Source organism: Pseudomonas sp. HMSC066A08 (assembly GCF_001813025.1).
GTDB classification, from domain to species: Bacteria; Pseudomonadota; Gammaproteobacteria; order Pseudomonadales; family Pseudomonadaceae; genus Pseudomonas; species Pseudomonas aeruginosa.
This window is the reverse complement of record NZ_KV811178.1, coordinates 126,224-149,996: the sequence shown is the minus strand read 5'-3', so window position 1 is coordinate 149,996 and position 23,773 is coordinate 126,224. Positions and strand designations below refer to the sequence as shown.

Sequence of the window (23,773 nt, the reverse complement as noted above, 5' to 3'; positions counted from 1 at the left end):
AGCGCCAGTCCTGCTCGCCGACCTCGCCCATGAAGGCACGGTATTCGGCCTGCTTGATCGCCAGGTAGATCTTCAGGAAATCCTCGCCGAGCGCCTCGCGCGCCCAGGCCGAGCCCTCCAGGGCGCGCAGCGCGGTCAGCCAGTCGCTCGGCAACGCCTGGGTGGCTTGAGCGTAGCCGTTGCCGCTGATCGGCGCACCGGGGTCGAGTCGCTCGCGAATACCCAGGCGCACCGCCGCGAGCAACGCCGCCGCCGCCAGGTAGGGATTGGCGTCGGCGCCGCAGATGCGGTGCTCGATGTGCCGGCTGGACGCCGGGCCGCCGGGAACCCGCAGCGACACGGTGCGGTTGTTGATTCCCCAGGTCGGCGCCAGCGGCGCGTAGCTGTTCGCCTGGAAGCGGCGGAACGAGTTGGCGTTCGGACAGAACAGCGCCAAAGACTCCAGCAGGCACGCCTTCATTCCACCGATGGCCTGGCGCAGCAGCGGGGTCCCGGCCGGATCCTCGCTGGCGAACAGATTGTTGCCAGCAGCGTCGGCCAGGCTGACGTGCAGGTGCAGGCCGCTGCCGGAAAGATCGGCGAACGGCTTGGCCATGAAGCAGGCTTGCAGCCCATGGCGATTCGCCACGCCCTTGACCAGGCGTTTGTAGCGCACGCCTTCGTCGATCGCCTGGAGCGCGTCGAAGCGGTGCTGCAGGGTAATTTCCACCTGCCCCGGCGCGTACTCCGAGATCGCCGTGCGCGCCGGCAGGCCCTGGGCCTCGCAGGCGGCATACAAGTCATCGAGGAATGGCTGCAACTGCTCCAGCTCGTAGACGCCATAGACCTGGGTCGCCCGCGGCCGCTGGCCATTCATCTGCAACGCCGGCAACGGCCGGCCGTCGCTGTCGCGTTCGCGGTCGAGCAGGTAGAACTCCAGTTCCACCGCCATCACCGGGTGGAAACCCTCCGCCTGCAGGCTGTGGATAACCCGCTGCAGCACATGCCGGGGATCGCCCGCCGCGGCCGGTAGCCCGAGCTCGGGATGCATGCTGACCTGTACCTGTCCGGTCGGTGACTGCCGCCAGGGTTGCAGGGTCAGGCTGCCGGGCAGCGGGAAGGTCCAGCAATCGGCATCGCCGACGTCCCAGACCAGGCCGGTCTCCTCGACGTCATCGCCATTGATGGTCAGGCCGAGGATGGTGCTCGGCAGCGGCCGCCCGCTTTCGTAGACCGCCAGCAGTTCGTCGCGATGCAGCAGCTTGCCGCGCGGCACGCCGTTGGCGTCGATCAGGAACAGCTCGATGCTGCGCACCTCGGGGTGTGCGGCGAGGAACTCGCGGGCTTCCCGCGGATCGGCGAAATGCATCTCAGGCCTCCCGCGCGCCGGGTATGGCGAGCAGCTCGCCGAGCGCCTCGTCGAGGCTGGAGAGCAGGCGGTCGACGTCTTCTTCGCGAGTGTCCGGGCAACACAGGGTCATGTTGTGGAACGGCGTGATGAGGATGCCGCGGTTGATCAGATACAGGTGCAGGGCCATTTGCAGGCTGTCGTGGAACGCCGCCTCGGCGGCCGCGCCGTCGCGTGGGGATTGCGGGCAGAACTGGAACTCGCTGCGCGCACCGAGCTCGGTCACCGACCAGGCCAGGCCGTGCTTGTGGATAATCCTGCGGAAGCCCTCGGCCAGACGCGCCGCCAGGGGCAGCATGTGGGCGTAGGCAGCATCGGTCATCACCTCTTCCAGGTTGGCACGCATACAGCGCATCGCCAGGGCGTTGGCCGACAGCGTGGTACCCATGCCGCTGTGGCCGTGGCCTTCGCTCTGCTCGCTGGCGCGTGTCCTGGCCAGTTGCATGGCGCTGGCCATCGCCGCGCTGCAACCATACACCGAGCACGGTACGCCACCGGCGATCGGCTTGCCGAGGGTGATGAAGTCCGGCTCGAGTTTCCAGGCGCCAGTACAGCCGCCTGGACCGGTGGAGATGGTGTGGGTCTCGTCGATGATCAGCAGCGTGCCGTGACGACGGGTCAGCTCGCGCAGCTTCTGGTGGAAGCCGGGTTGCGGCAGGACCATGCCGATGTTGGTCATCGCCGGCTCGCAGAGCACGGCGGCCACGTCTTCGCTGGCCAGCGCCCGCTCCAGGGCCTGGAGGTCGTTGAACGGTATCGCGCGGCTGAACTGGGTGAGATCGTGAGCCTGGCCGAGCAGGCCGGAGCGATGCACGGTGCGGCCGTCGCGGCAGCGAACCAGGGTGTCGTCGACCGTGCCGTGGTAGCAGCCGTCGAATACCAGCACCACCTTGCGACCGGTGATCGCACGCGCCCAGCGCAGGACGAAGCGGTTGGCGTCGGTGGCGGTGGTCGCTACCTGCCAGAACGGCAGGCCGAAGCGCTGCGCCAGCAGCTCGCCTGCGACGATGGCATCCTCCCCCGGAAGCATGGTGGTCAGGCCGTTCGCGCCCTGCTCGGCGAGCGCCCGGGCGATCGGCGCCGGAGAATGGCCGAACATGCTGCCGGTATCGCCCAGGCAGAAGTCCACGTAGGCGTGGCCGTCCACATCATGGAAACGCGCGCCGTGGGCACGCTCCACGAACAGCGGACAGGGTGTCGACCAATCGCTCATCCAGTGCATCGGTACGCCGTCGAACAAGGCGCGCCGGGCTCGCTCGGCGAGCGCGACGGACTGTGGATTCTGCGCAAGGAAACGTTGCTGCTCGCGGGCCATGAAGGTTTCCACGGCGGCTTCGGCGATGCCACTGGCGGTCATTTCGAACACCTCGTTTTTTATTTCGCACAACTTTCATTTGTGATCACAAAAAAGTCAATACAGCATTTGAAAGCACTGATAATCTGTTTTTCATCTCAATTTTGTGATCACAAAAATGAATGACTTTCCGAAGTGGACAGGCCAGGTCGCGCTCATCAGCGGCGCCGGCAGCGAACTCGGCATCGGTTTCGCCATTGCCCGGCGGCTGGCCCGCGAAGGCGTGCGCCTGCTGATTACCGCCAGCAGCGAGCGGATTAGGCAACGAGCGGAGGAACTGAGCGCATGTGGTCACGACGTGCGCGCCGCGAGCGCCGACCTGACCGACGAAGCCCAGGTGCAGGGCCTGCTGGACTGGGCCGAAGCCCAGTGGGGACGGGTCGACATCCTGGTGAACAATGCCGGCATGGCCCAGTTGAACAGCGCGGAACCCTTCAGCGCAGTGGAAGCGACCTCGCTGCGGGATTGGCAACTGTCCCTGTCGCGCAACCTGACCAGTGCTTTCCTGCTCACCCGCGGCCTGCTGCCGGGTATGCGCGAGCGCGGCTACGGGCGGATCGTCAACGTCGCCTCCACCACCGGAACCCGCGGCAGCAACCCGGGCGAAGCCGCGTATAGCGCGGCCAAGGCCGGTCTGGTCGGCTGGAGCATGGGCCTGGCGCTGGAGGTGGCGAAGAGCGGCATCACGGTGAACAGCGTCGCGCCGGGCTGGATCGCCACCGCCTCGAGCACCGCCGAAGAACGCCAGGCCGCCCTGGCCAGCCCCAGCGGACGTGCCGGCCGGCCCGAAGAGGTGGCCGCCGCGGTGGCCTTCCTCGCCTCGCCGGAAGCCAGCTTCGTCAACGGCGAACTGCTGGTGGTGGACGGCGGCAACTGCCTGATCGAAAACAAACGGAGCTGAACATGCGCAACTGCAGCCTGACGCTTTCCCAGCTTCCGGCGCCGCCGGCGGCACGGAGCTGACCATGGCCGAGAATCTCCAGGAACGACTCTACCAACGACTGCGGGAAGACTTGCTGGCCGGACGTTTCCGGCCCGGCGAGCGACTGAAGATCCGCGACCTGGCGAACCAGTGGGGCACCAGCCCGATGCCGGTTCGCGCCGCCCTGCAACGGCTGGTGGCGGAAGGGGCGCTGGAGGGCGAGGCACAACGCTCGCTCAGGGTGCCGCTGATGACCCGCGAGCGTTTCCTGCAGATCCTCCAGGTACGCCTGTCCCTCGAAGGACTGGCGGCCGAAAGCGCCAGCGGCCGGCTGGACGAGCGGACACTGGAAAGGCTCGAAGGATGTCTGCGGCGAATGGAGGACGCCTTGCGCCGACGCGAGGTGCAGGCCTACCTGGAAGCCAACAGCGAATTCCACCTGACGCTCTACCGCGCCTGCGGCAACCCGGTGCTGCTGCGTCTCATCGAGACGCTCTGGCTACAGGTCGGGCCATTCTTCAACCGGCTGTTCACCGAGGCAGACCTGTCCCTACGCCTGAACGATTTCCACGAGGACGCCCTGGACGCACTACGCCGCGGCGACGGCCCGGCCGCGCGCGCGGCGATCGAACAGGACCTGGCCTACTTCGGCCAGTACCTGCTGAACCTCCTGGAGCTGGAGGCCCGGCCACGAAAGCGATACCGTTCCGGCGAGCACGCCTGACGGGAGATAAGCGCCGCTACTGCGGGCGAATGGTGCGCACATTGTCCTTCTTGATCAGGATGGTGTCGCCATTCAGCTGTTCGAACTCGTAGTAGTCATTGTATTTGTCGTAATCCGACTGATCCTTGACCAGGACCTCGCTGCCATCTTGCAAAGTGACCACCGCCTGGTTGGCGCAACCCGCCAGGCTGGTCAGCAGCAATGCAGCGAACAGAGCTTTGAACTTCATAGAATCTCCACACGGGGCAGCGCACTTGCCTACATCCGGAGCGACAAGTGCGGAATTGCCCTTGTGACCGTGGCAATCGAGGGAAATTCCTTAGCGCAGCGGCGCTTTGTCGGAGACGAAGCGCCGACGGCGACGCGCAGGGCCTCCAGGCAGCCTCGCGCGACGTCGGGAAGTCAGCCGAAAAGGCGCGTTGCAGAGCCTTTGCGGTGGTTCAGGCTCAGCTCTCCAGCCAGACGTCGCGAGCCCAGACCCACACCGAATCCCAGCTTTCATCGGTGAGGTCTCCATCGGCCCAGAGCACCACCTCGCCGTCCTCCGCCACGCAGTAGTAGCTGCCGTCGTCCTCGCAAAGCGGGATCAACTCGCGCGGAACGCCCAGGTCCCAGGCAGTGGCCGCCACTTCGGGCAGGTAGGTGTGCGAGTGCGGATCGGTCACGGTCACTGGCTCCAGGCGGCCGTAGACCACATCGCTGACCAGCAGGAGGAATTCGCGGAATTCGGCGGGAATGCCGATCAGCAGCTCTTCCTCGATTTCCACCAGCAGTTCTTCTTCCGGCAGTTCCAGGGGCACCGGAACCGGTTCGTTGAGTTCACGCAGTTTTTCGATGACGTCTTCCACGACAGGCTCTCTCGCAACGGGTGGCACGCTTTTTATACAGTAGCCGCACCGAGCGCAAGACAAGTGTCGTGGCTGGCCTTCGGCCATGGCGCCGGACGAATGGTCGGTCAACCCGCCAACGGAGATGAAAAACCCCCGTTCCCTGGCGGGAGCGGGGGTTTCGGCGGCCCCCGAAGGGACCGCAACCACTCGGGATCAGTTCTGCCGGATACCGGCCACCAGCCATGGCTGGTTCTCGCCCTGGGCGCGCTCCATCCGCCAGCTTTCGCTGAAGGCTTCGCCCTGGTCGAAGCGCGAGGTCTTCGACACACCGCTGAAGGTCAGGGTGGCGATGGTCTTGTCGGCCTGGTCGTCGACGCCGTCCAGTTGCACGACCAGGTTGTCGATATAGGTGGACTGGTAGGCGTCGCCGATCTCGGCGCGCTCCTGCTTCAGCCATTGCAACATCTGCGGGGTGACGAACTCGGCGATCTTGTCCATCTCGTTGGCATCCCAATGCTGCTGCAGGGACATGAAGTGTTCGCGAGCGGCACCGACGAAGCGCTCCTCGTTGAACCAGCTCGGCGCGTTGATCACCGGGCTCGGCGCAGCGGCAGCAGCGGCGGCGCCACCGAAGATCGGCGCCTGGGCCGGCATTTCGCGCTGCATCGGCGCGTGCCCGGCCATCGCCGGCTGCCCCTGGTTCTGCTGGCGCCGGCGAGCAGCGATGAAGCGGAAGGCGATGAAGGCCACCAGGGCGATCAACAGGATGTCGAGCATCTGGATACCCTCGAAACCGTCGCCCATGAACATGGAAGCGAGCAGTCCGCCCGCGGCGATACCGGCCAGCGGGCCGAGCCAGCGCGAAGCACCGCTGGCGGCAGCGGCGGGACGAGCGGCGTTGGGGGCGGCAGCAGTGGCGTTCGGCGCAGTGGCCGGCTGCGCCTGGCGGGTCTGGTGGCTGGGTGCCGAGCCGAGGCTCTTGCCGCCGCCGAAGCGCTTGGCATTGGCATCCAGGCTGACGGTCAGCGCCAGGCAGAAGGCGAGGGCGATGCTGAGAACACGCTGCATTGTAGTCTTTCTCTCTTGGGGGAATCGACGCGCGCCATGTTGCGGCGGTACGGGCGACAGGACCAGCCGGATTTTGTTTCGGGCTATTGCTCCCCGGCTGCCGTTTTTTCGCCCGCCGCGTCTGGCTCGCGGGTCGGCGCCAGGGTACACCCTCGTTGCCGGGGACGACAGGCAATGTACGCGGATCGGCGCGCGAAGATCCGCCCGGCGCCCCGGAAAGCACAACGCAGAGCCTCGCCGAAACGTCTGTTACAGTTTTTTTCAGCCCACCGATCAAGCACTTGCGGATGCTAGTCTGCGGGTCTGCGAGGCCGCCCGGTCGCCGCGTCTGCCGACCCATTCCCCGAGCGAGGACCGCCGCCATGCATGCCGTCGATTTCATCCAGGACCTCGCCGTGATCATGCTGGTGGCGGGTGTGGTCACTATCCTCTTCCACCGCCTGCGCCAACCGGTGGTCCTCGGCTACATCGTCGCCGGCTTCATCATCGGCCCGCACACCCCGCCCTTCGGACTGATCCACGACGAAGACACGATCAAGACCCTGGCCGAACTCGGGGTGATCTTCCTGATGTTCTGCCTCGGCCTGGAGTTCAGCCTGCGCAAGCTCTTCCAGGTCGGCGCCACGGCGTTCATCGCGGCGTTCCTGGAAATCGTCCTGATGATCTGGATCGGCTTCGAGATCGGTCGCTTCTTCGAGTGGAGCACCATGGACTCGCTGTTCCTCGGTGCGATCCTGGCGATCTCCTCCACCACCATCATCGTCAAGGCGCTCGGCGACCTGAAGATGAAGAACGAGCGCTTCGCCCAACTGATCTTCGGCGTGCTGATCGTCGAGGACATCCTCGGCATCGGCATCATCGCCCTGCTGTCGGGAATCGCCGTGAGCGGTTCGGTGGAAACCGGCGAGGTGTTCTCCACGGTCGGCAAGCTCAGCCTGTTCATGATCGTCGCGCTGGTCGTCGGCATCCTCCTGGTGCCGCGCCTGCTGGCCTACGTGGCGAAGTTCGAGAGCAACGAGATGCTGCTGGTCACCGTGCTCGGCCTGTGCTTCGGCTTCTGCCTGCTGGTGGTGAAGCTGGAATACAGCATGGTGCTCGGCGCCTTCCTGATCGGCGCGATCATGGCCGAGTCGCGCCAGTTGGTGCAGATCGAACGATTGATCGAGCCGGTCCGTGACATGTTCAGTGCGATCTTCTTCGTCGCCATCGGCCTGCTGATCGACCCGAGGATCCTCGTCGAGTACGCCTGGCCGATCGCCCTGATCACCGTCGCTGTGGTGCTCGGCAAGATGTTCTCCTGCGGCATGGGCGCGTTCATCGCCGGCAACGACGGACGCACCTCGCTGCGGGTCGGCATGGGCCTGTCGCAGATCGGCGAGTTCTCCTTCATCATCGCCGCCCTGGGCATGACTCTGAAAGTCACCAGCGACTTCCTCTACCCGGTGGCGGTAGCGGTCTCGGCCATCACCACCCTGCTCACCCCGTACCTGATCCGCGCCGCCGATCCGCTCTCGCAGCACCTGGCCAACGCCATGCCGCAGCGCATGGCGAGGATCTTCGGCCACTACGGCGACTGGCTGCGCAGCATCCAGCCGCAGGGCGACCGTGCGGTGCTGGCGGCGATGATCCGGCGCATCTTGCTGCAGGTCGGGGTGAACCTGGCGCTGGTGATCGCGATCTTCCTCGCCGGCGGTTATTTCGCCGATACGCTTTCCGCCTGGATGAGCCAGTGGGTCGCCTACGACGGGCTACACAAGGCATTGATCTGGGGCGGCGCGCTGCTGGTCTCGCTGGCCTTTCTGATCGCCGCGTATCGCAAGCTCAAGGCTCTGTCGATGCTGCTGGCCGAACTCGGGGTCAAGCCGGAGAAAGCCGGACGCCATACGGCGCGGGTACGTCGGGTGATCTCCGAGATCATCCCGCTGCTGTCGCTGGCCGGCATGATGGTGCTGCTGGCGGCGCTCAGCTCGAGCATCCTGCCGCCGGGCGAGTTGCTGGTCGTAGTGGTGCTGGTCGCCGGCCTGGTGATCGCAGTGCTCTGGCGCTGGCTGATCCGCGTGCATTCGCGGATGCAGATCGCCCTGATGGAAACCCTCGACCAGGAAAAGGGCAGCCACTGAGACCCAAGCAATCCCGGCCTGCCGTCGAATCGGCGGATAACCACGCTGCGGTTATTCGCCCTCGCCTGCACCTGGTGTCGCTATCGGACCCTTTGCCCTGAAGGATCGGCGGATTTCCGCTTATCCATTCTCCCGGTCGGCGGACTCCCGCTCGGCCAAGACCATCCCGCTCCTCTTCCAGCCCAGTCCCCACGCGGCTTTCCCGCGTTGGCACGGCACCTGCTATCGAGCCATCCAATACGTCGCCCTCGCGATGTGCCGGTGTGCTGCGCCCTGATCAGCACATCCAAGACAACAACGAAAAGAGGAAACACGATGGAAAGCGCCAACGCCATTTCCGCGTCTGCCCAGCCCCGCACCACTTCGCAACGCATCAAGTCGATCTTCAGCGGTTCCGTCGGCAACCTGGTCGAGTGGTACGACTGGTACGTCTACGCCGCCTTCTCGCTGTACTTCGCCAAGGCATTCTTCCCCCAGGGCGACATGACCGCCCAACTGCTGAACACCGCAGCTATCTTCGCCGTGGGCTTCCTGATGCGCCCGATCGGCGGCTGGCTGATGGGTATCTATGCCGACCGCAAGGGCCGCAAGGCGGCGTTGCTGGCCTCGGTGCTGCTGATGTGCTTCGGCTCGCTGATCATCGCCCTGACCCCCAGCTACGAAACCATCGGCGTCGCCGCGCCGATCCTGCTGGTAGTCGCGCGTCTGCTCCAGGGCCTGTCGGTCGGCGGCGAATACGGCACCTCCGCCACCTACCTGAGCGAGATGGCGAACAAGGAACAGCGCGGGTTCTTCTCCAGCTTCCAGTACGTGACCCTGATTTCCGGCCAGCTCATCGCCCTGGCGGTGCTGATCGTCCTGCAACAGACCCTGACCGTAGAACAACTGGAAAGCTGGGGCTGGCGCGTACCCTTCTTCATCGGCGCGCTGTGCGCAGTGGTGGCGATGTTCCTGCGTCGCGGCATGGAAGAGACCGAGTCCTTCTCGAAGAAGAAGGAAGAGCCGAAGGAAAGCCTGCTGCGCACCCTGCTGCGCCACCCGAAGGAAGTGCTCACCGTGGTCGGCCTGACCATGGGCGGCACCCTGGCCTTCTACACCTACACCACCTACATGCAGAAGTACCTGGTGAACACGGTGGGCATGAGCAAGACCGATTCGACCATGATCTCGGCTGCCACCCTGTTCCTCTTCATGTTGCTGCAGCCCATCGTCGGCGCCCTCTCCGACAAGATCGGCCGGCGGCCGATCCTGATCGCCTTCGGCGTACTCGGCACCGTCTTCACCTACCCGATCCTCAGCACCCTGCACAGCGTCGACAGCTGGTGGGGAGCGTTCTTCCTGATCATGGCGGCGCTGGTGATCGTCAGCGGCTACACCTCGATCAACGCGGTGGTGAAGGCCGAACTGTTCCCCACCGAGATCCGCGCCCTGGGCGTCGGCCTGCCGTATGCCCTGACTGTGTCGATCTTCGGCGGCACCGCCGAATACGTTGCCTTGTGGTTCAAGAGCGTCGGCCTGGAGAGCGGCTTCTACTGGTACGTCACCGCCTGCATCGCCTGCTCGCTGCTGGTCTATGTGTTCATGAAGGACACCCAGAAGCACTCGAAGATCACGACCGATTGATTGAGCCTCGTGCTCATGGCCCCGACACACTCCGGGCCTTTTTATCCACAGGACGGCGACCTTCGGGTCGCCGTCCTGCTTTCTGGCACTGCAATCGACTCCCCACACCCGCCCGCTGCTGGTCTACGGCGTAATCCGCCGGTGCCCCTGCGTTCCACGGCGGATAACCGCAAGCGGCTATTCGCCCTGCGGCTAGTCATTCCGGCGGGACTGGAACCTTGGCGCGTAAACGTCGATCTCCTCCTCCGACGGCGGAACAGCGCAAGGGGCCTGCCGTCCCCAGGCAGCGAAGCCCCATCTGCGAGACCTACCGGGAATCAAAAAAAACCGCGCTCGAAGGCGCGGCTCTTTTCGTTGTCGGCGAACCGCCTCAGCGGCGCTTCTCGATCTTGAAGAAGAACATCTTGGTCGCCTGGCGGGCGACGATCTTGCCACCGCTGACACGCGGCTCGAAACGCCACTTGGCCATGGCCTGACGCACTTCGCGGTCGAACATGCGCGACGGCACCGACTCCAGCACCTGGATGTCGTCGATGCGGCCATCGCTGGTGATGGTGAACAGCACCTTCACCCGGCCTTCGATACCCCGGGCCTGGGCCATCCGCGGATAGACCGGAGGATCCATGCGCAACGGCTTGATGTCACTGTCGTTGAGGCTGCCGCTGGGCAGGCCGGCCGGACCTTGCGAGCCGCTGGGCGCGGTCTGCGCGCCGGGCGTGCTCTGCCCGACGGTAGGTGCGGGCGGCGGCGGAGCGGCGCTGGAAGGGCTGGGCTGGCTGGATGCCTCCGTGCTCGGCTCGGGTTCCGGCTTGGGTTTGGGTTCCGGCTTCGGCTTGGCCTTGGGAATGGCGTTTTCCACCGGTTTGGGCTTGGGTTTCGGCTTGGGCTTGGGTTTTTCCACCGGCTTCGGCTTCGGCGGCTCCGGCTTGGGTTCCTCGATCTTCGGCGGCGTCGGCTCCGGCGCGGCAGCCGGCGGCTGCGGGGTCGGCTCGGCCTTCTTCTCGAGCTGGACGAAATTCACCTGCATGGTCTTCGGCAGTTCGCCGTGGCCAAGGTTGAGTTCGGCCGGGGTCGGCATCACCCACACCAGCGCACCGATGATCGCCACATGCATCGCCACCGCCGCGCCGGAGGACAACCACCAGCGCGACTTGGGCGGCTCGCCGGGAACGTCTTCGGGATCGCTGCCATGGGCGTAGGGGATCAGCACTTCCTCGACCGCCACTTCCTCGTCGCGGCGCGCACCGGAGCAGTCCACCACGCGCAGGTTGGGTTCTCCGCGCTGGGCATTCACGCATGGCAGGGACTCGCTTTCGTCTCCCTGGGCGGGAGCTGTGGGATGGTCTTCGGCGAGCGCGGCCAGCGAAAAACGGTCAGGCGACCGTGAAGGCTGTGGCGACATGAGGGCGACCTGCGGAGAAGTGAAAGGTAAGGAAGTAGAGTCTTCTGATAATTATTATCATTCAGTCGTGTCCTCAGGGCAACCTTGGCGGATCATTCCGCGACCATCCGACACGCCAGGAACGCCTCTTCGAGCGCCTCTTCATCCGCGCCTGCAGCGAGGATCAGTTCCAGCCGATTATCCCGCCGCCACGAGGACTTGCCCCAGTTATCCACAAACGGCGCGGCATTCGCTGCATACCAACCGTCCGCGCAATGCAGCACCGCCTTGGCCCGCCGCAGTCCGGACAAACGGCTCAGCCAGGCGTCCACCGCGACCCGATCGAAACGCACCGACGGCGCCAGCCGCCAGCCGATGGCGAACTGGCCGTCCTGCTCGCGCACGGCGCGCAGCGGCCGCTCGGCGGACAGCAGCGTTCCCAACTGAGCAGGCGCCTCCGGCAGGGCCGCCCAGGTCGTCGCGCTACCTTCCCCGGAAACGCTGGCCGGCAGATCGCGCAATGCCAGGTGACCGCGCACGCTCCAGCGCAACGGCAGGACCGGCAGGCGCGCGCGCACGGCGCAGCGCTGCGTCGCGTCGAGCGCTTCGGATTTGTTCAGCAGCAACATGCCGGCCGTTTCCAGCGCCTGTTCCTGTGCCTCCGGCAACGGTTGGCCGGAGGCCAGCGCGGCCGCATCCAGCACCACTACCAGGGGTTGCAGGGCCAGGACACCGGACCAGGGAGGAGCCTGCAACTGTTTCCATAGCGCCAGCGGATGCCCCAGCCCGGAGGGTTCGATGAACAGCCTGTCCGGTCGTGCCCGACGCAACAAGCGACCGAGCCCTACCTGGAACGGCACGCCATTGACGCAGCAGAGGCACCCGCCCGCCACCTCGCCGATGACCACGCCGTCGACGTCCGTGGCCAGCAGCGCGGCATCCAGGCCGATCTCGCCGAACTCGTTGACCAGCACCGCCCAGCGCTCGCCCACCGGCTTCTGCGCCAGCAGCGAGCGGATCAGGCTGGTCTTGCCGGCCCCCAGGGGGCCGCCGATCAGGTGTGTGGGTATCTCTCGAAGCATCTGCGCAACCGGAATGTGAAAGCCTGTGGATCAGTGCGGCCCTTACCTGCGGGGGAGCCAGGCCCCGTGCTAGAGTCGCGCCCGTCTGCAATGGAGTCCTCGCATGCGTCCGTTCCTGTTCTTCCTGTCCTGCCTGCCGGGCCTGGCCCTGGCCGAAGCCTGCATCGTCCATAGCCAGGCGAAGAATCTCGACGTGAAGGTCTGCCAGCAGAACCGCAGCATCCCGGCCAAGCTGTTCCGCGAAGGCTTCTGCCAGCCACAACTGCAGGGCCAGAAGGTCGAGGTGACGTTCGCTGAGGAATGTCCGACGGGCGCCTTCGGTGTCTGCCGCGACGCCAGGGTACCCAACGCGCCCTATCGGCAGGACATCTTCTACTACGGCATCGCGACCGACGCACGCTACCTGGAGCCGTTCTGCGCCAGCCAGAGCCAAGGCCGCTGGGAAGAGCCCAGCGCCGCGAAAAAGCCCTGAGCGCGTCATCAGCCTGTCACAGCGTCAGGGCTAAATGGGAGTCGGGTACCTCAGCACCCTTCGTCCCCATCCCCAAGGTAGGACGACTTTTTGGTGATAGGCCATCTGCGGATGGCCTTTTTTTATTCCTCGAAAGTCACTTGTCCACAGGCTCAGGCAAGCCAGTCCAGGGTCAACAGCAGGCGCGCCGGCCCGGGCTCCGGTTGCGGCGAGCGATGCACCAGCCCGGCACCTTCGTTACCCTCCCAGCGCTCGCCCTTGAACAACGCCACGTCACCTGTGGACAAGCTATGGATAAGCTGTGCATCGACTACTTCCGCCTGGAAACCTCCCAGCAGTCGGCGATCCAGGGCGGGCTCGTCCAGCCATTCGCTGGCAACGCCCTGGTAGGTGGTGACCAGACGCAGCGGCACGTGGTCGACATGGAAGCGCGGGCACATCGGCTTGTCCAGCGCGCGCAGGCGCAAGCCGATGCGCTGCGCGCCGGTCAGGCAGGCGAAGGCTTCCACCAGCCAGCCGAGGTCGTCGAGGAAATCGGCCTGTCCGGGCAACTCCGGCGTGCCGAGCAATTCATTCCAGGCCGGCGCTCGCTCTCCCTCCATCTCCAGCGTCAGGCTCAGCGCCAGTCCCGGCCGGTTGCGTACCAGGGCAGCGGCGAAGTCGCGCAGCGCCGGGCTCAACCGGCGTGTCCAGACCGCCAGGTTGACCCCGTCGCGAAGCACCTCGGCCAGCACCTGCGGGTCGTCATCGAACGCCTGGCGCGGCAACGGTTTTTCCTGCGGCAGTGCGCTCATGCGGCGTGCCCCCAGTCCTCGAAGGGGTCGTCCAGGCCCTGCCAGCCGGGGATGCCCAGGTTCATCTCGGCGTCATCCAGCAGGCAGGCGTCCAGGGCTGCGCGCAGAGCCGTGAAGTCCAGGTTCTGTCCGATGAAAACCAGCTCCTGGCGACAATCGCCGACGCCTTCCTCCCAGTGCCGCATGATCGCCCGCAAGCCCTCTTCGTCCTGCGGCCACTGCCCGGTCGGCACGAAGCGCCACCAGCGGCCCGCCAGGCCATAGCGCATCAGGCCGCCGGCCTGCGACCAGCTGCCGGCCTCGCGGGGCCGGCTGGCGAGCCAGAAGAAGCCCTTGGAGCGCAGCAGCCGCCCCTGCTTCAGCGGATTGTGCAGGAAGGCGTGGAAGCGCGCGGGGTGGAACGGCCGGCGCGCCCGGTAGGCCATGGAGGCGATGCCATACTCCTCGGTTTCCGGCAGGTGCTCGCCGCGCAGTTCCTTCAGCCAGCCCGGCGCGGACGCCGCGCGATCGAAATCGAAGCGACCGGTATCGAGGATCTTCGCCAGCGGTACCTGGCCCATCACCATCGGCAGGATCTCCGCCTCGGCATTGAGCTGGCGCAGGATCGCCAGCAGTTCCTCGCGCTGCTCGCTGGAGATCAGGTCGATCTTGCTGACCAGGATCACGTCGGCGAATTCGACCTGGTCGATCAGCAGGTCGGTGATCGAGCGCTGATCCTCCTCGCCGAGGGTTTCGCCACGGCTGGCCAGGCTGGCGGCTTCCTGGTAGTCGCGGAGAAAATTCATCCCGTCGACCACCGTGACCATGGTATCCAGTCGCGCCACGTCGGACAGGCTGCGGTCCAGTTCGTCGCGGAAGGTGAAGGTCTCGGCCACCGGCATCGGTTCGGAAATCCCGGTGGACTCGATCAGCAGGTAGTCGAAGCGGCCTTCCCGGGCGAGACGGCCGACCTCTTCCAGCAGGTCTTCGCGCAGGGTGCAGCAGATACAGCCGTTGCTCATCTCCACCAGGCGCTCTTCAGCGCGGTTCAGGCTGACATCGCGCTGGACTTCGCTGCCATCGATATTGATTTCGCTCATATCGTTGACGATAACCGCAACCCGGCGGTTCTCGCGGTTCTTCAGCACATGGTTGAGCAGCGTGCTTTTGCCGGCGCCGAGAAAGCCGGACAGCACGGTGACAGGTAGGCGTTGGTTCACGGTTGGTAACCTCTTCAGTTGTGCCGCACGTGGCGTTCGCGCTTCTCCTGGCGCTCTTTCGCCTCGATGCAGAGGGTGGCGGTGGGACGCAACAGCAGGCGGCGCAGGCCGATCGGCTCGCCGGTTTCCTGGCACCAGCCGTAGTCGCCGCGGGCCAGGCGCTCCAGCGCTTCGTCGATCTTGTCGAGCAGCTTCTTCTCCCGCTCCAGCAGGCGAAGTTGCCATTGCCGCTGTTCCTCGCGGGAAGCCAGGTCGGCCTCGTCGCTGGGGCGTTCGAGATCGCGCAGCTCGCCGAATTCGCCTTCGATGCGCGCCTGCAGTTCCTGGCGCTGGCGCAGCAGCAGGTCGCGGAAGAAGTCCTGCTGGGCTTCGTCCATGTAGGCAGCGTCGGGCTGGGCAAGCAGTTCCTGTTCGGTCATGGGCTGAACCTGGGAAATTTAAAACGTTATACTATAACAATTAACAGCACAATCGATGGCCCGCCAATCGCCTTCCGGCTACCCTTGGCCCACGTCATCCCGGGATCCACCGATGCGCCGCGCCCTCCGCCTTTACTGCCTGGCCCTCCTGCTGCTCGCTCCGGCGACACCGGCGCAGGGCTTTCTTCCCGGCACCCGCCCGGCGGAATGCGCCTACCTGCGCACCGTTCTGGCCTGCATGGATCGGCTGGGCAACCACTACAGCATCGCCACCGGCGGCAACGACACCTGGTTGCGCGGCTACGACGCGGCGAGCGGACGACGCTGGGCCCAGACCAATACGCGCTACGGGCGCCTGACCTTCTTCAGCGGCATCGCCAGCGACGGGGAAATCTGGGTCGGCCTCAGCCGCAACATCGGCTGGACCAGCGTCAGCCGCCTGAGCAGTTCATCGGGCCAGCGCCAACGCCTGACCTGCGGGCGGGTCAGCGGCTGCAGCGAAGGCCCTGGCCGGGAGGCTGCGCGCTGAACTCCGCCAGGTAGCTGCCTGCGGGAGGGCGTTGCCGGAAGTAACTCTGCACGCCAGCGAAGATCGCTTCGGCCAGGCGCTGGCGATGGCGTTCGTCCATCAACCGGCGACAATCGCCGCGATTCGAGATGAAGCCGGTCTCCACCAGGATCGAAGGGATGTCCGGCGACTTGAGTACGGCGAAGCCGGCCTGCTCGACACGCTTCTGGTGCAGCGCGGTGACGTCCGACAACTGGCCGAGCACGCTGTGGCCGAGGTCCAGGCTGCTGGCTATGGTCGAACTCAGGGCCATGTCGAGGATCACCCCGGCGAGTACCTTGTCGCGCCCCTGTAGTGGCAGGTTACCGCTGTTGCCGATCAGGTCGGCGCCGTTCTCGCGGTCGGCCATCCAGCGCGCCATGGTCGAGCTGGCGCCATGCTCGGAGAGGGCATATACCGACGCGCCGGAGGCGGTCAGTCGCGGCGCCGCGTCGGCGTGCACCGAGACGAACATGTCGGCGTTGTAGCGACGGGCCACTTCCGGCCGCTTGCGCAGCGGGACGAACACGTCGCCGTTGCGCACCAGGCGCGCCTGGAAGCCTTTCTCACGGTCGATCCGCCGCGCCAGCAGGCGGGCGATGGCCAGCGCCACGTCCTTTTCGCGCTCGCCCTTGCTACCGACCGCGCCGGGGTCCTTGCCGCCATGGCCGGCATCGACCACCACGAGGATGTCGCGGCCCGTCGAGGGTAGCGGGCGGGCCAGCGCCAGCATCGGCTCGGGGGGCACCGCCAGCGCCTGTGGATAAAGATCCAGGACCAGGCGATGGCCCTTTCCCGCCTGCGGTTCCAGGGCGAAGCTGCGCGGCCTGACCGCCTGGCGCAGGTCGAGGACGATGCGCGTCCCGCCACCACCCAGTCGGCCGCTGCGGATGGCGCGCACGGGGCCGTCCAGCGGCAGCTCGGTGAGCGTTGCGAGCAATTGCGCGTCGGGCAGGTCGAGGATCAGCCGCTCGGGGGCCTGCAGGGAAAAGGTTCGATAACGCGGCGGGCCGTCCAGTTCCAGCACCAGGCGCCAGCTTTCCGAGGAATTCCAGGCCCGGGCCTGGCGGATTCTTACATTGGCGCTGGCGGCCAGGAACGGCTGGAGGGCCAGGCCGGCGAGCAGGCTTTGCAGGAGGCGACGGCGCTTCATCGACGAAATACCCGATTGCAAGGGTCGGCATTAGCTAATACGTTATATTATAACATTCAAGCCATTTCCAGGCCTTGCCTGCCCTTCTTCGAGTTCTCCATGAATGCCTTGACGCTTCCCGATATCGCCCGCCAGACCACTACCGCCGATCTTCCCCTGGACTGGGTCGGCATGCAGGGCATCGCCCTCCCCGTGCAGATCGGCGGGCAGAGGGTCGCCGCCGAAGCCGATGCCGGTGTCAGCCTGGACGACCCGCAGGCCCGCGGCATCCATATGTCGCGCCTCTACCTGGCGCTGGCCGAACTGGAACACGGCGAGCTGGACCTTTCCTGCCTGCGCGCCGTCCTGCAACGCTTCCTCGACAGCCACGCCGGCCTGTCGCGTCGCGCCTACCTGCGCCTGCGCCTCGCGCCGCTGCTGCGACGTCCGGCGCTGGTCAGCCCGCTGAGCGGCTGGAAACGTTATCCACTGGTGCTGGACACGCGCCTGGAAGGCGATGACTTCCAGGCCGAAGTCCATCTCGAGCTGACCTACTCCTCGACCTGCCCCTGTTCGGCGGCACTGGCCCGGCAATTGATCCAGGAGCGCTTCGACCAGGACTTCGCCGGACAACCGCTCGATCATGCCAGCGTGCTCGCCTGGCTCGGCAGCAGCGCCGGCATCGTCGCCACCCCGCACAGCCAGCGCAGCAGCGCGCACCTGCGCATCGGCCTGGCGGAAGACTGCATCGGACTGCCCCTGGAAGAGCTGGCGGATCTCGGCGAAAGCGCCCTCGGCACCGCGGTGCAGACTGCGGTGAAACGCGCCGACGAGCAGGCCTTCGCCCTCGCCAACGGGCAGAACCTGATGTTCTGCGAGGACGCGGTGCGCCGGCTGCACCGCGCCCTGCAAGGTTATCCACAGGCGAGCCGGTTCTCCGTACGGGTCGTCCACGCGGAAAGCCTGCATGCCCACGACGCCGTCGCCGAGAGCCACTGGCAGCGAGGTGCCGCATGATCCGCAAGAATCCCTCCGGCGACCTGCCGGTGATCGACGAATCGGCCTATGTGGACAAGACCGCGATCATCTGCGGCAAGGTGATCATCCAGGCCAACGTCTTCGTCGGTCCCTACGCGGTGATCCGCGCCGACGAAGTCGACGCCGACGGCGGCATGCAACCGATCGTGATCGGCGCCAACTCGAACATCCAGGACGGCGTGGTGATCCATTCCAAGTCGGGTGCCGCGGTGACCATCGGCGAGCACAGCTCCATCGCCCACCGCTCCATCGTCCACGGTCCTTGCGAAGTCGGCGACCGGGTCTTCATCGGCTTCAACAGCGTGCTGTTCAACTGCCGGGTCGGCGATGGCTGCGTGGTCCGCCACAACGCGGTGGTCGACGGCTGCGACCTGCCAGCGGGTTTCTACGTACCGTCCACCGAGCGCATCGGTCCGCGCACCGACCTGGCGAGCATGCCGCGGGTCAGCGTTTCCGCCAGCGAGTTCTCGGAAGACGTGGCACGCACCAACGTCGACCTGGTACGCGGCTACAAGTCACTGCAGAACGAGTTCTGAACATGCAAAGCCTGCTGATCCGCAATGCCCGGATGGTCAACGAAGGGCAGGTACGCGAAGGCGATCTGCTGGTCCGCCACGGTCGCATCGAACGCATCGCCGGCTGCCTGGAAAACTGCGGCGCCAGCCGGGAGATCGATGCCGCCGGACGCTACCTGCTGCCGGGAATGATCGACGACCAGGTGCACTTCCGCGAGCCGGGCTATCCACAGAAGGGCTCGATCGCCAGCGAATCCCGCGCCGCCGTGGCGGGCGGCATCACCAGTTTCATGGACATGCCCAATACCCGCCCGGCGACGCTGACCCTCGAAGCGCTGGCGGAAAAGAAGCGCCTCGCCGCCGCCCATAGCGTGGCCAACTACGGTTTCCACTTCGGCGTCAGCCGCGACAACCTGGACACCGTGGCCGCCCTCGATCCACGCGAGGTCGCCGCGGTGAAGGTGTTCATGGGCGCCTCCACCGGCGACATGCTGGTGGACGACCTGCCGACCCTCGAGCGCCTGTTCGCCAGCGTTCCTACCCTGCTGCTGAGCCATTGCGAAGACACGCCGCGGATCGAAGCCAACCTGGCGCGCTGGCGACAGCGCTTCGGCGAACGTATTCCGGCAGCCGCCCACCCGCGCATTCGCGACGCCGAGGCTTGCTACCGTTCCACCGCCCTGGCGGTGGAACTGGCGCAACGGCACGGCACGCTGCTGCATGTCCTGCACTTATCCACAGCGCGCGAACTGGCCCTGTTCGAGGACAAGCCGCTGTGCCAGAAACGCATCACCGCGGAAGTCTGCGTCCACCATCTGCTGTTCGACGACAGCGACTACGCCCGCCTCGGCCATCTGCTCAAGTGCAACCCGGCGATCAAAAGCCGCGAGGACCGCGACGCCCTGCGCAGGGCGCTGGCCGGCAACCGCCTGGACGTGATCGGCACCGACCACGCGCCGCACGCCTGGGCCGAGAAGCAGCAGGCTTATCCACAGGCGCCGGCCGGCCTGCCACTGGTCCAGCATGCGCTGCCGGCACTCCTGGAGCTGGTCCGCGAAGGCTGGCTGTCGCTGGCCAACCTGGTGGCGAAGACCAGCCACCGGGTCGCCGAACTGTTCGCCATCGCCGATCGCGGTTTCCTCCGCGAAGGCTACTGGGCCGACCTGGTGCTGGTCAGCGAACTGGAGCACCCGGCTCTGGCCAGCGCCATGCCGCTGCTGTCGCGCTGCAACTGGACGCCGTTCCGCCACCGGGCATTCCACCATCGGATCGATACCACCATCGTCTCCGGGCAGCTCGCCTGGCACGCGGGACGCCTGTCCGACGATTGCCAGGGACTGCCCCTGCGGTTTTCCCGCTGAAACTTGTCCACAGCCTGTTGTGGATATCCGCTCGCCCACGGCCCTAGCGCAGGGCTTTCACCGCCGCGCCAAGGAAGGCATAGGTCTCCTCCTCGCGATCGTCCATCTCCGGCTTCGGCCAGGCGCTCCACACCACCGCCACGATCTTCTCCTTGCGGTTGATGTAGAGGTACTGGCCGAAGATGCCCTGGGCTTCGAAGGCCCCGCCGTCATGCTCGGGCAGGGCCTTGGCGCCCAGCGGGAAGGTCCACCACTGGTAGCCGTAGCCGAGCGCGTATTCGCCATCGTAGAGCTTGCCCGGGGCCAGATGGGAAGAAGCCTCGACGCGACTCGCACGATCGACCCAACCCTCGGGAAGGATGCGTTCGCCATCGATCACCCCGTCCTCGAGGACGAACAAGCCGAAGCGGCCATAGTCGCGCAGGGTCGCGCTCAAGCCGCTGCTGCCGATCTCTTGCCCGGCCGGCGATTCCAGTTGCCAGAAGCCGTCGCTCTGCATGCCCATCCGCGCCCAGATCCGCTCGGACAGGTAGTCGCTCACCGGAATGCGGGTCGCCGCGTGCAGCAGCTCGCTCTGCAGGTGCGACTCGCCGGTGCTGTAGGTGAAGTGGGTACCGGCCGGGTACTGCCGCGGCAGGCTCGCCAGCAGCCGCAGGATGCCACCGGGACGTTCGGCGAGCTGGGCGTCGAACATCTGCCGGCGGTCGGACTTCGGATCGCGATAGGTCTCGTTCCAGCGGACCCCGGAACTCATCTGCAGGACCTGCTCCACCGTCACCCCCTGGTAGGCGGAGCCGGCCAGGCTCGGCAGGTACTTGTCCACAGGCTGGTCGAGAGCCAGCAGGCCCTGCTGCACGGCGGCGCCCACCAGGGTCGAAGAGATCGACTTGACCACCGAGAACGAGGTCCAGCGCGTGCGTTCGTCGTTGCCCAGGCCGTAGCGCTCCAGGGCGACCTTGCCATCCTTGAGGACCAGCACGCCGCCAACGCGGTTGCGCCGCATGAAATCGTCGACGCCGTATTCCTCGCCGCCGATCCGGTAGCGCGGCGCGATGGCCGTACCCGCCGGCAGCGGACGGACCTTGGTCCCCTTGTGGATAACCCGGGTCGGATAGACCTTGTCCATGTTCCGGTAGGTGTCCGGCTGGTATTCCGGGATCAGTTCATAGAGATCGGCGGCACGGCCGATCCGCGGGTTTTCCACAGCCGCGTCGGCACCGGCCGAGCCGCTTGCCGAGACGAACAGCGCCAGCAGGACCGGCCGGAAGACGGATATACAGTTACGCATGGACGTTTTCCTTATGACCGGAAGCAGCTCCGGCTTCGTCGTTTTTATGGACTGGCGTCGCAGAGTTATCCACAAGACGTTCAGTCGCTCGGGTCCCGTATCGGGCACGCCCAGAGTTCGACCGCCGGGCGCTCACGGTCCGGCGGACCGATCCAGCGCGCCAGCGCATCGCAGCGCCCCTGACGGCAGATCCGGTAGTCGCCGGCCTCCGGCGTACGCCCCAGTCGCAACGGTTGCAGCGGCGGCAACCCACGGCGGTAATGCCAGGCGCCGTCACGCAGCACCGCACCCTCGGGGATATCCATCCCCGCCCCGCTGCCCCGCACCCGGGCCTCTTCCAGCAGCAGGCCGCGCTCGCTCAGGCGATAGTCTTCTTCCCAGAGCACCTTCTCGACCGTGTGTTGCCAGGCCAGGGTGAACGACTGCAGCGGCAGCGTCGCCCAAACGCTGCCGGCCATGCCCAGGCACAGCGCGATCACGCCACCGCCTCGCGCGCACGCTGGCGCCAGAGGTGCCAGCCGATCACCAGCGCGCCGAGGACGAAGCCCAGCTCGTCGCTGATCGGCAAGGCCAGGACCAGGCTGGCCCCCGCGGCGAACGCCACCAGGCGCTCCCACCAGGCCAGCGGCCCCTGCAGGTAGCCGATGGAAGCCATGCCCCACAGGCCGATGGCCAGCACCGCCTTGCAGGCGACGTAGAGGGTCGCGCCCCAACCGCCTTCCTGCAACATCAATGCCGGGGAATAGACCGCCATGAACGGCACCACGAAACCCGCCAGGGCGATGCGCACCGCCCAGAAGCTGATCTTCAATCCCCTTTCCTTGGCGATCGGCGCGGCCGCGAAACAGGCCAGCGCCACCGGTGGAGTGAGGTCGGCGAGGATGCCGAAATAGAAGACGAACATGTGCGAGACGATCAGCGGCACCCCCAGTTCCAGCAGCGCCGGCGCGGCGATGGAACTGGTGATGATGTAGTTGGGGATGGTCGGGATGCCCATTCCCAGGACCAGGCAGGTGACCATGGTCAGGACCAGCGACAGCAGCAGGTTCTCCCGTCCCAGGTCGAGCACGTAGCTGGCGAAGGTGGTGGCGATGCCGGTCAGCGAAATCACCCCGATGATGACTCCCACGAGAGTGCAGGCGATGCCCACCGGGATCGCATGTCGCGCACCTTCGGCGAGGGCGCGGACGCAGATGCGCAGGGTTTCCCGGCCGCCACGGACGAACCAGCAGGCCAGGGCCAGGGCCGCGATCACGACGAAGATCACCCCGATGCCGAGGCGGAAGAACCCCGCGCAGAGCAGCCCCAGCGCCACCCAGAAGGCGATGCGCAGGCCGAGCGAGGACACCCGCAGGATGATCGCCGAACCGAGGATGACGATGGCGGTCAGCGCCAGGCCGATGGTGCCGGAGAACAGCGGAGTGCGCCCGGAGAACAGCAGCGCGATCAGCACCAGCAACGGAATCAGCAGGAACCAGCGCTCGCGGACGGCACCCCAGGCGCTCGGACACTGCTCGCGCGGCAGACCCTTGAGATCGGCCCGGCGGGCCTCGAGGTGGACCATCCAGTACACCGAGCCGAAATACAGCAGGGCCGGGATCAGCGCCGCCTTGGCGATCTCCACGTAGGGGACGTTGATGGTCTCGGCCATGATGAACGCCACCGCCCCCATCACCGGTGGCATCAGTTGGCTGCCCATGCTCGCGGTCGCCTCGACGCCGCCGGCGAACGCCGGCTTGTAGCCGAAACGCTTCATCAGCGGGATGGTGAACTGCCCGGTGGTGACCACGTTGGCCACGCCGGAGCCGGTGATGGTGCCCATCAGCGCCGAGGAGAATACCGAGACCTTGGCCGGCCCGCCGACCCGGTGGCCGAACAGGCCCATGGCGAAATCGGTGAACAGGCGGATCATGCCGGCCTGCTCGAGGAAGGCGCCGAACAGGATGAACAGATAGATGTAGGTTGCCGACACGTAGGTCGGCGTGCCGTAGAGACCTTCGGTACCGAACGACAGCTGGTTGACGATCTGGTCGAAGCCGTAGCCACGGTGGGCCAGGTCACCCGGCAGGTGTTCACCGAACAGGCCATAGGCAAGAAACAGCGCGCAGATGATCGGCAAGGCGATGCCCATCACCCGTCGCGCCGCCTCGAAGACCAGGACGATCAGCACCACGCCGACGACCATGTCGGCCTGGGTCAGCTCTCCGGAGCGCTGGATCAGGTCGGCCTCGAAAACCCACTGGTAGACCGCCGTGCCCAGGCCGGCCATGCCCAGCAGCCAGGCCAGCGGCTGCCAGGGGCGACGTATGCCGAAGGCGGGATAGCTGAGGTACACCACCAGCAACAGCAGGCCGACGTGCATGGCCCGCAGGACCTGGGTGGAAATCAGGGGAAAGGCCGCGGTGACGACCTGGAACACGGAAAAGGCCAGGGCCACGGCGAACAACGCGCGCGGCCAGTTTTCCGCCTCGAGGTGCAGCCCGTTCTGATGATCGCTCATGCATCGACTCCCTACAG

The 23,773-nt window shown here is 66.2% G+C and carries 23 protein-coding genes; 9 read left to right on the top strand and 14 right to left on the bottom strand.

The genetic code is table 11. The features are described 5' to 3' along the window. Both HMPREF2886_RS00660 and HMPREF2886_RS00655 read right to left on the bottom strand, forming a co-directional pair. Window positions 1-1,348: glutamine synthetase family protein (locus HMPREF2886_RS00660; protein ID WP_070746596.1), on the bottom strand; the 1,348-nt coding region annotated here is incomplete at its 3' end. 1 nt (window position 1,349) lies between these two features. Next, window positions 1,350-2,744: an aspartate aminotransferase family protein gene (locus HMPREF2886_RS00655; RefSeq protein ID WP_033978618.1), complete on the bottom strand. Its 1,395-nt coding sequence runs from the start codon at window positions 2,742-2,744 to the stop codon at window positions 1,350-1,352. 115 nt (window positions 2,745-2,859) lie between these two features. Here HMPREF2886_RS00655 and HMPREF2886_RS00650 point away from each other — a divergent pair, with 115 nt between their 5' ends. Further along, window positions 2,860-3,642: an SDR family NAD(P)-dependent oxidoreductase gene (locus HMPREF2886_RS00650; RefSeq protein ID WP_023098272.1), complete on the top strand. Its 783-nt coding sequence runs from the start codon at window positions 2,860-2,862 to the stop codon at window positions 3,640-3,642. A gap of 64 nt (window positions 3,643-3,706) precedes the next feature. Continuing rightward, the gene (locus HMPREF2886_RS00645; RefSeq protein WP_033978616.1) at window positions 3,707-4,387 is read left to right on the top strand and encodes a GntR family transcriptional regulator; all 681 of its coding nucleotides are present in this window, start codon (window positions 3,707-3,709) and stop codon (window positions 4,385-4,387) included. 16 nt (window positions 4,388-4,403) lie between these two features. Here the strand turns inward: HMPREF2886_RS00645 and HMPREF2886_RS00640 are convergent, their stop codons facing one another. From HMPREF2886_RS00640 to HMPREF2886_RS00630, 3 genes are all read right to left on the bottom strand, one after another. Further along, window positions 4,404-4,616 carry a YgdI/YgdR family lipoprotein gene (locus tag HMPREF2886_RS00640; protein ID WP_003097061.1) on the bottom strand — a complete coding sequence of 71 codons (213 nt, stop codon included), beginning with the start codon at window positions 4,614-4,616 and terminating at the stop codon, window positions 4,404-4,406. A gap of 217 nt (window positions 4,617-4,833) precedes the next feature. Continuing rightward, window positions 4,834-5,235 (bottom strand): SMI1/KNR4 family protein, encoded by a 402-nt coding sequence (locus HMPREF2886_RS00635; RefSeq protein ID WP_003099687.1) that lies wholly within the window; start codon window positions 5,233-5,235, stop codon window positions 4,834-4,836. Between the two features lie 195 nt (window positions 5,236-5,430). Continuing rightward, on the bottom strand, window positions 5,431-6,285 hold the full coding sequence (locus HMPREF2886_RS00630) for a Tim44 domain-containing protein (RefSeq protein WP_003099685.1): 855 nt from the start codon (window positions 6,283-6,285) through the stop codon (window positions 5,431-5,433). 362 nt (window positions 6,286-6,647) lie between these two features. On the opposite strand from HMPREF2886_RS00630, the gene HMPREF2886_RS00625 reads away from it, so the two are divergent. Together HMPREF2886_RS00625 and HMPREF2886_RS00620 are read left to right on the top strand one after the other, a co-directional pair. Next, on the top strand, window positions 6,648-8,405 hold the full coding sequence (locus tag HMPREF2886_RS00625) for a cation:proton antiporter (protein WP_033968237.1): 1,758 nt from the start codon (window positions 6,648-6,650) through the stop codon (window positions 8,403-8,405). Window positions 8,406-8,720: 315 nt separating this feature from the next. Next, window positions 8,721-10,028 carry an MFS transporter gene (locus HMPREF2886_RS00620; RefSeq protein WP_003097074.1) on the top strand — a complete coding sequence of 436 codons (1,308 nt, stop codon included), beginning with the start codon at window positions 8,721-8,723 and terminating at the stop codon, window positions 10,026-10,028. 370 nt (window positions 10,029-10,398) lie between these two features. Here the strand turns inward: HMPREF2886_RS00620 and tonB1 are convergent, their stop codons facing one another. Both tonB1 and HMPREF2886_RS00610 read right to left on the bottom strand, forming a co-directional pair. After that, on the bottom strand, window positions 10,399-11,430 hold the full coding sequence (gene tonB1 / locus HMPREF2886_RS00615; RefSeq protein ID WP_003121399.1) for an energy transducer TonB1: 1,032 nt from the start codon (window positions 11,428-11,430) through the stop codon (window positions 10,399-10,401). A gap of 92 nt (window positions 11,431-11,522) precedes the next feature. After that, window positions 11,523-12,491: a CobW family GTP-binding protein gene (locus HMPREF2886_RS00610; protein WP_033978614.1), complete on the bottom strand. Its 969-nt coding sequence runs from the start codon at window positions 12,489-12,491 to the stop codon at window positions 11,523-11,525. Window positions 12,492-12,594: 103 nt separating this feature from the next. Here HMPREF2886_RS00610 and HMPREF2886_RS00605 point away from each other — a divergent pair, with 103 nt between their 5' ends. After that, entirely contained in the window at window positions 12,595-12,963 is a 369-nt protein-coding gene (locus HMPREF2886_RS00605) for a hypothetical protein (protein ID WP_003099679.1), read from the top strand. 152 nt (window positions 12,964-13,115) lie between these two features. Here the strand turns inward: HMPREF2886_RS00605 and HMPREF2886_RS00600 are convergent, their stop codons facing one another. From HMPREF2886_RS00600 to dksA, 3 genes are read right to left on the bottom strand one after another with little or no spacing between them, the layout of a single operon-like run. Beyond that, window positions 13,116-13,757 carry a DUF1826 domain-containing protein gene (locus tag HMPREF2886_RS00600; RefSeq protein ID WP_033968235.1) on the bottom strand — a complete coding sequence of 214 codons (642 nt, stop codon included), beginning with the start codon at window positions 13,755-13,757 and terminating at the stop codon, window positions 13,116-13,118. Further along, complete coding sequence (gene zigA, locus HMPREF2886_RS00595) at window positions 13,754-14,956, bottom strand: zinc metallochaperone GTPase ZigA (protein ID WP_003097084.1); 1,203 nt, start codon at window positions 14,954-14,956, stop codon at window positions 13,754-13,756. Before zigA ends, HMPREF2886_RS00600 begins: the two co-directional genes overlap by 4 nt. A 14-nt stretch (window positions 14,957-14,970) precedes the next feature. Further along, window positions 14,971-15,375, bottom strand: coding sequence for an RNA polymerase-binding protein DksA (gene dksA, locus HMPREF2886_RS00590; protein WP_003097086.1), 405 nt, complete (start codon window positions 15,373-15,375; stop codon window positions 14,971-14,973). A 112-nt stretch (window positions 15,376-15,487) separates the two neighbouring features. Here dksA and HMPREF2886_RS00585 point away from each other — a divergent pair, with 112 nt between their 5' ends. After that, a complete protein-coding gene (locus HMPREF2886_RS00585) occupies window positions 15,488-15,904 on the top strand; it encodes a hypothetical protein (protein ID WP_070746594.1) in 417 nt (138 codons plus the stop codon). On the opposite strand, the gene HMPREF2886_RS00580 is transcribed toward HMPREF2886_RS00585, so the two are convergent. Next, window positions 15,861-17,075, bottom strand: coding sequence for an N-acetylmuramoyl-L-alanine amidase (locus HMPREF2886_RS00580; protein WP_070746592.1), 1,215 nt, complete (start codon window positions 17,073-17,075; stop codon window positions 15,861-15,863). The genes HMPREF2886_RS00585 and HMPREF2886_RS00580 overlap by 44 nt on opposite strands. A 99-nt stretch (window positions 17,076-17,174) precedes the next feature. Here HMPREF2886_RS00580 and folE2 point away from each other — a divergent pair, with 99 nt between their 5' ends. From folE2 to HMPREF2886_RS00565, 3 genes are read left to right on the top strand one after another with little or no spacing between them, the layout of a single operon-like run. Then, window positions 17,175-18,071: a GTP cyclohydrolase FolE2 gene (gene folE2 / locus HMPREF2886_RS00575; protein WP_033968232.1), complete on the top strand. Its 897-nt coding sequence runs from the start codon at window positions 17,175-17,177 to the stop codon at window positions 18,069-18,071. After that, window positions 18,068-18,628 (top strand): gamma carbonic anhydrase family protein, encoded by a 561-nt coding sequence (locus HMPREF2886_RS00570; protein ID WP_003099663.1) that lies wholly within the window; start codon window positions 18,068-18,070, stop codon window positions 18,626-18,628. The genes folE2 and HMPREF2886_RS00570 overlap by 4 nt, the downstream gene beginning before the upstream one ends. 2 nt (window positions 18,629-18,630) lie before the next feature. Continuing rightward, a complete protein-coding gene (locus tag HMPREF2886_RS00565) occupies window positions 18,631-19,968 on the top strand; it encodes a dihydroorotase (RefSeq protein WP_033968231.1) in 1,338 nt (445 codons plus the stop codon). Between the two features lie 43 nt (window positions 19,969-20,011). Here HMPREF2886_RS00565 and HMPREF2886_RS00560 read toward each other — a convergent pair whose 3' ends face one another. The 3 genes from HMPREF2886_RS00560 to HMPREF2886_RS00550 form a co-directional block, all read right to left on the bottom strand. Further along, window positions 20,012-21,256 carry a serine hydrolase domain-containing protein gene (locus HMPREF2886_RS00560; RefSeq protein ID WP_042167778.1) on the bottom strand — a complete coding sequence of 415 codons (1,245 nt, stop codon included), beginning with the start codon at window positions 21,254-21,256 and terminating at the stop codon, window positions 20,012-20,014. Window positions 21,257-21,336: 80 nt separating this feature from the next. Continuing rightward, window positions 21,337-21,735, bottom strand: a complete 399-nt coding sequence (locus HMPREF2886_RS00555) for a DUF1850 domain-containing protein (RefSeq protein WP_033968229.1) — start codon at window positions 21,733-21,735, stop codon at window positions 21,337-21,339. Continuing rightward, on the bottom strand, window positions 21,732-23,756 hold the full coding sequence (locus HMPREF2886_RS00550) for a TRAP transporter permease (protein ID WP_033968228.1): 2,025 nt from the start codon (window positions 23,754-23,756) through the stop codon (window positions 21,732-21,734). The genes HMPREF2886_RS00555 and HMPREF2886_RS00550 overlap by 4 nt, the downstream gene beginning before the upstream one ends. Window positions 23,757-23,773 lie beyond the last annotated feature (17 nt).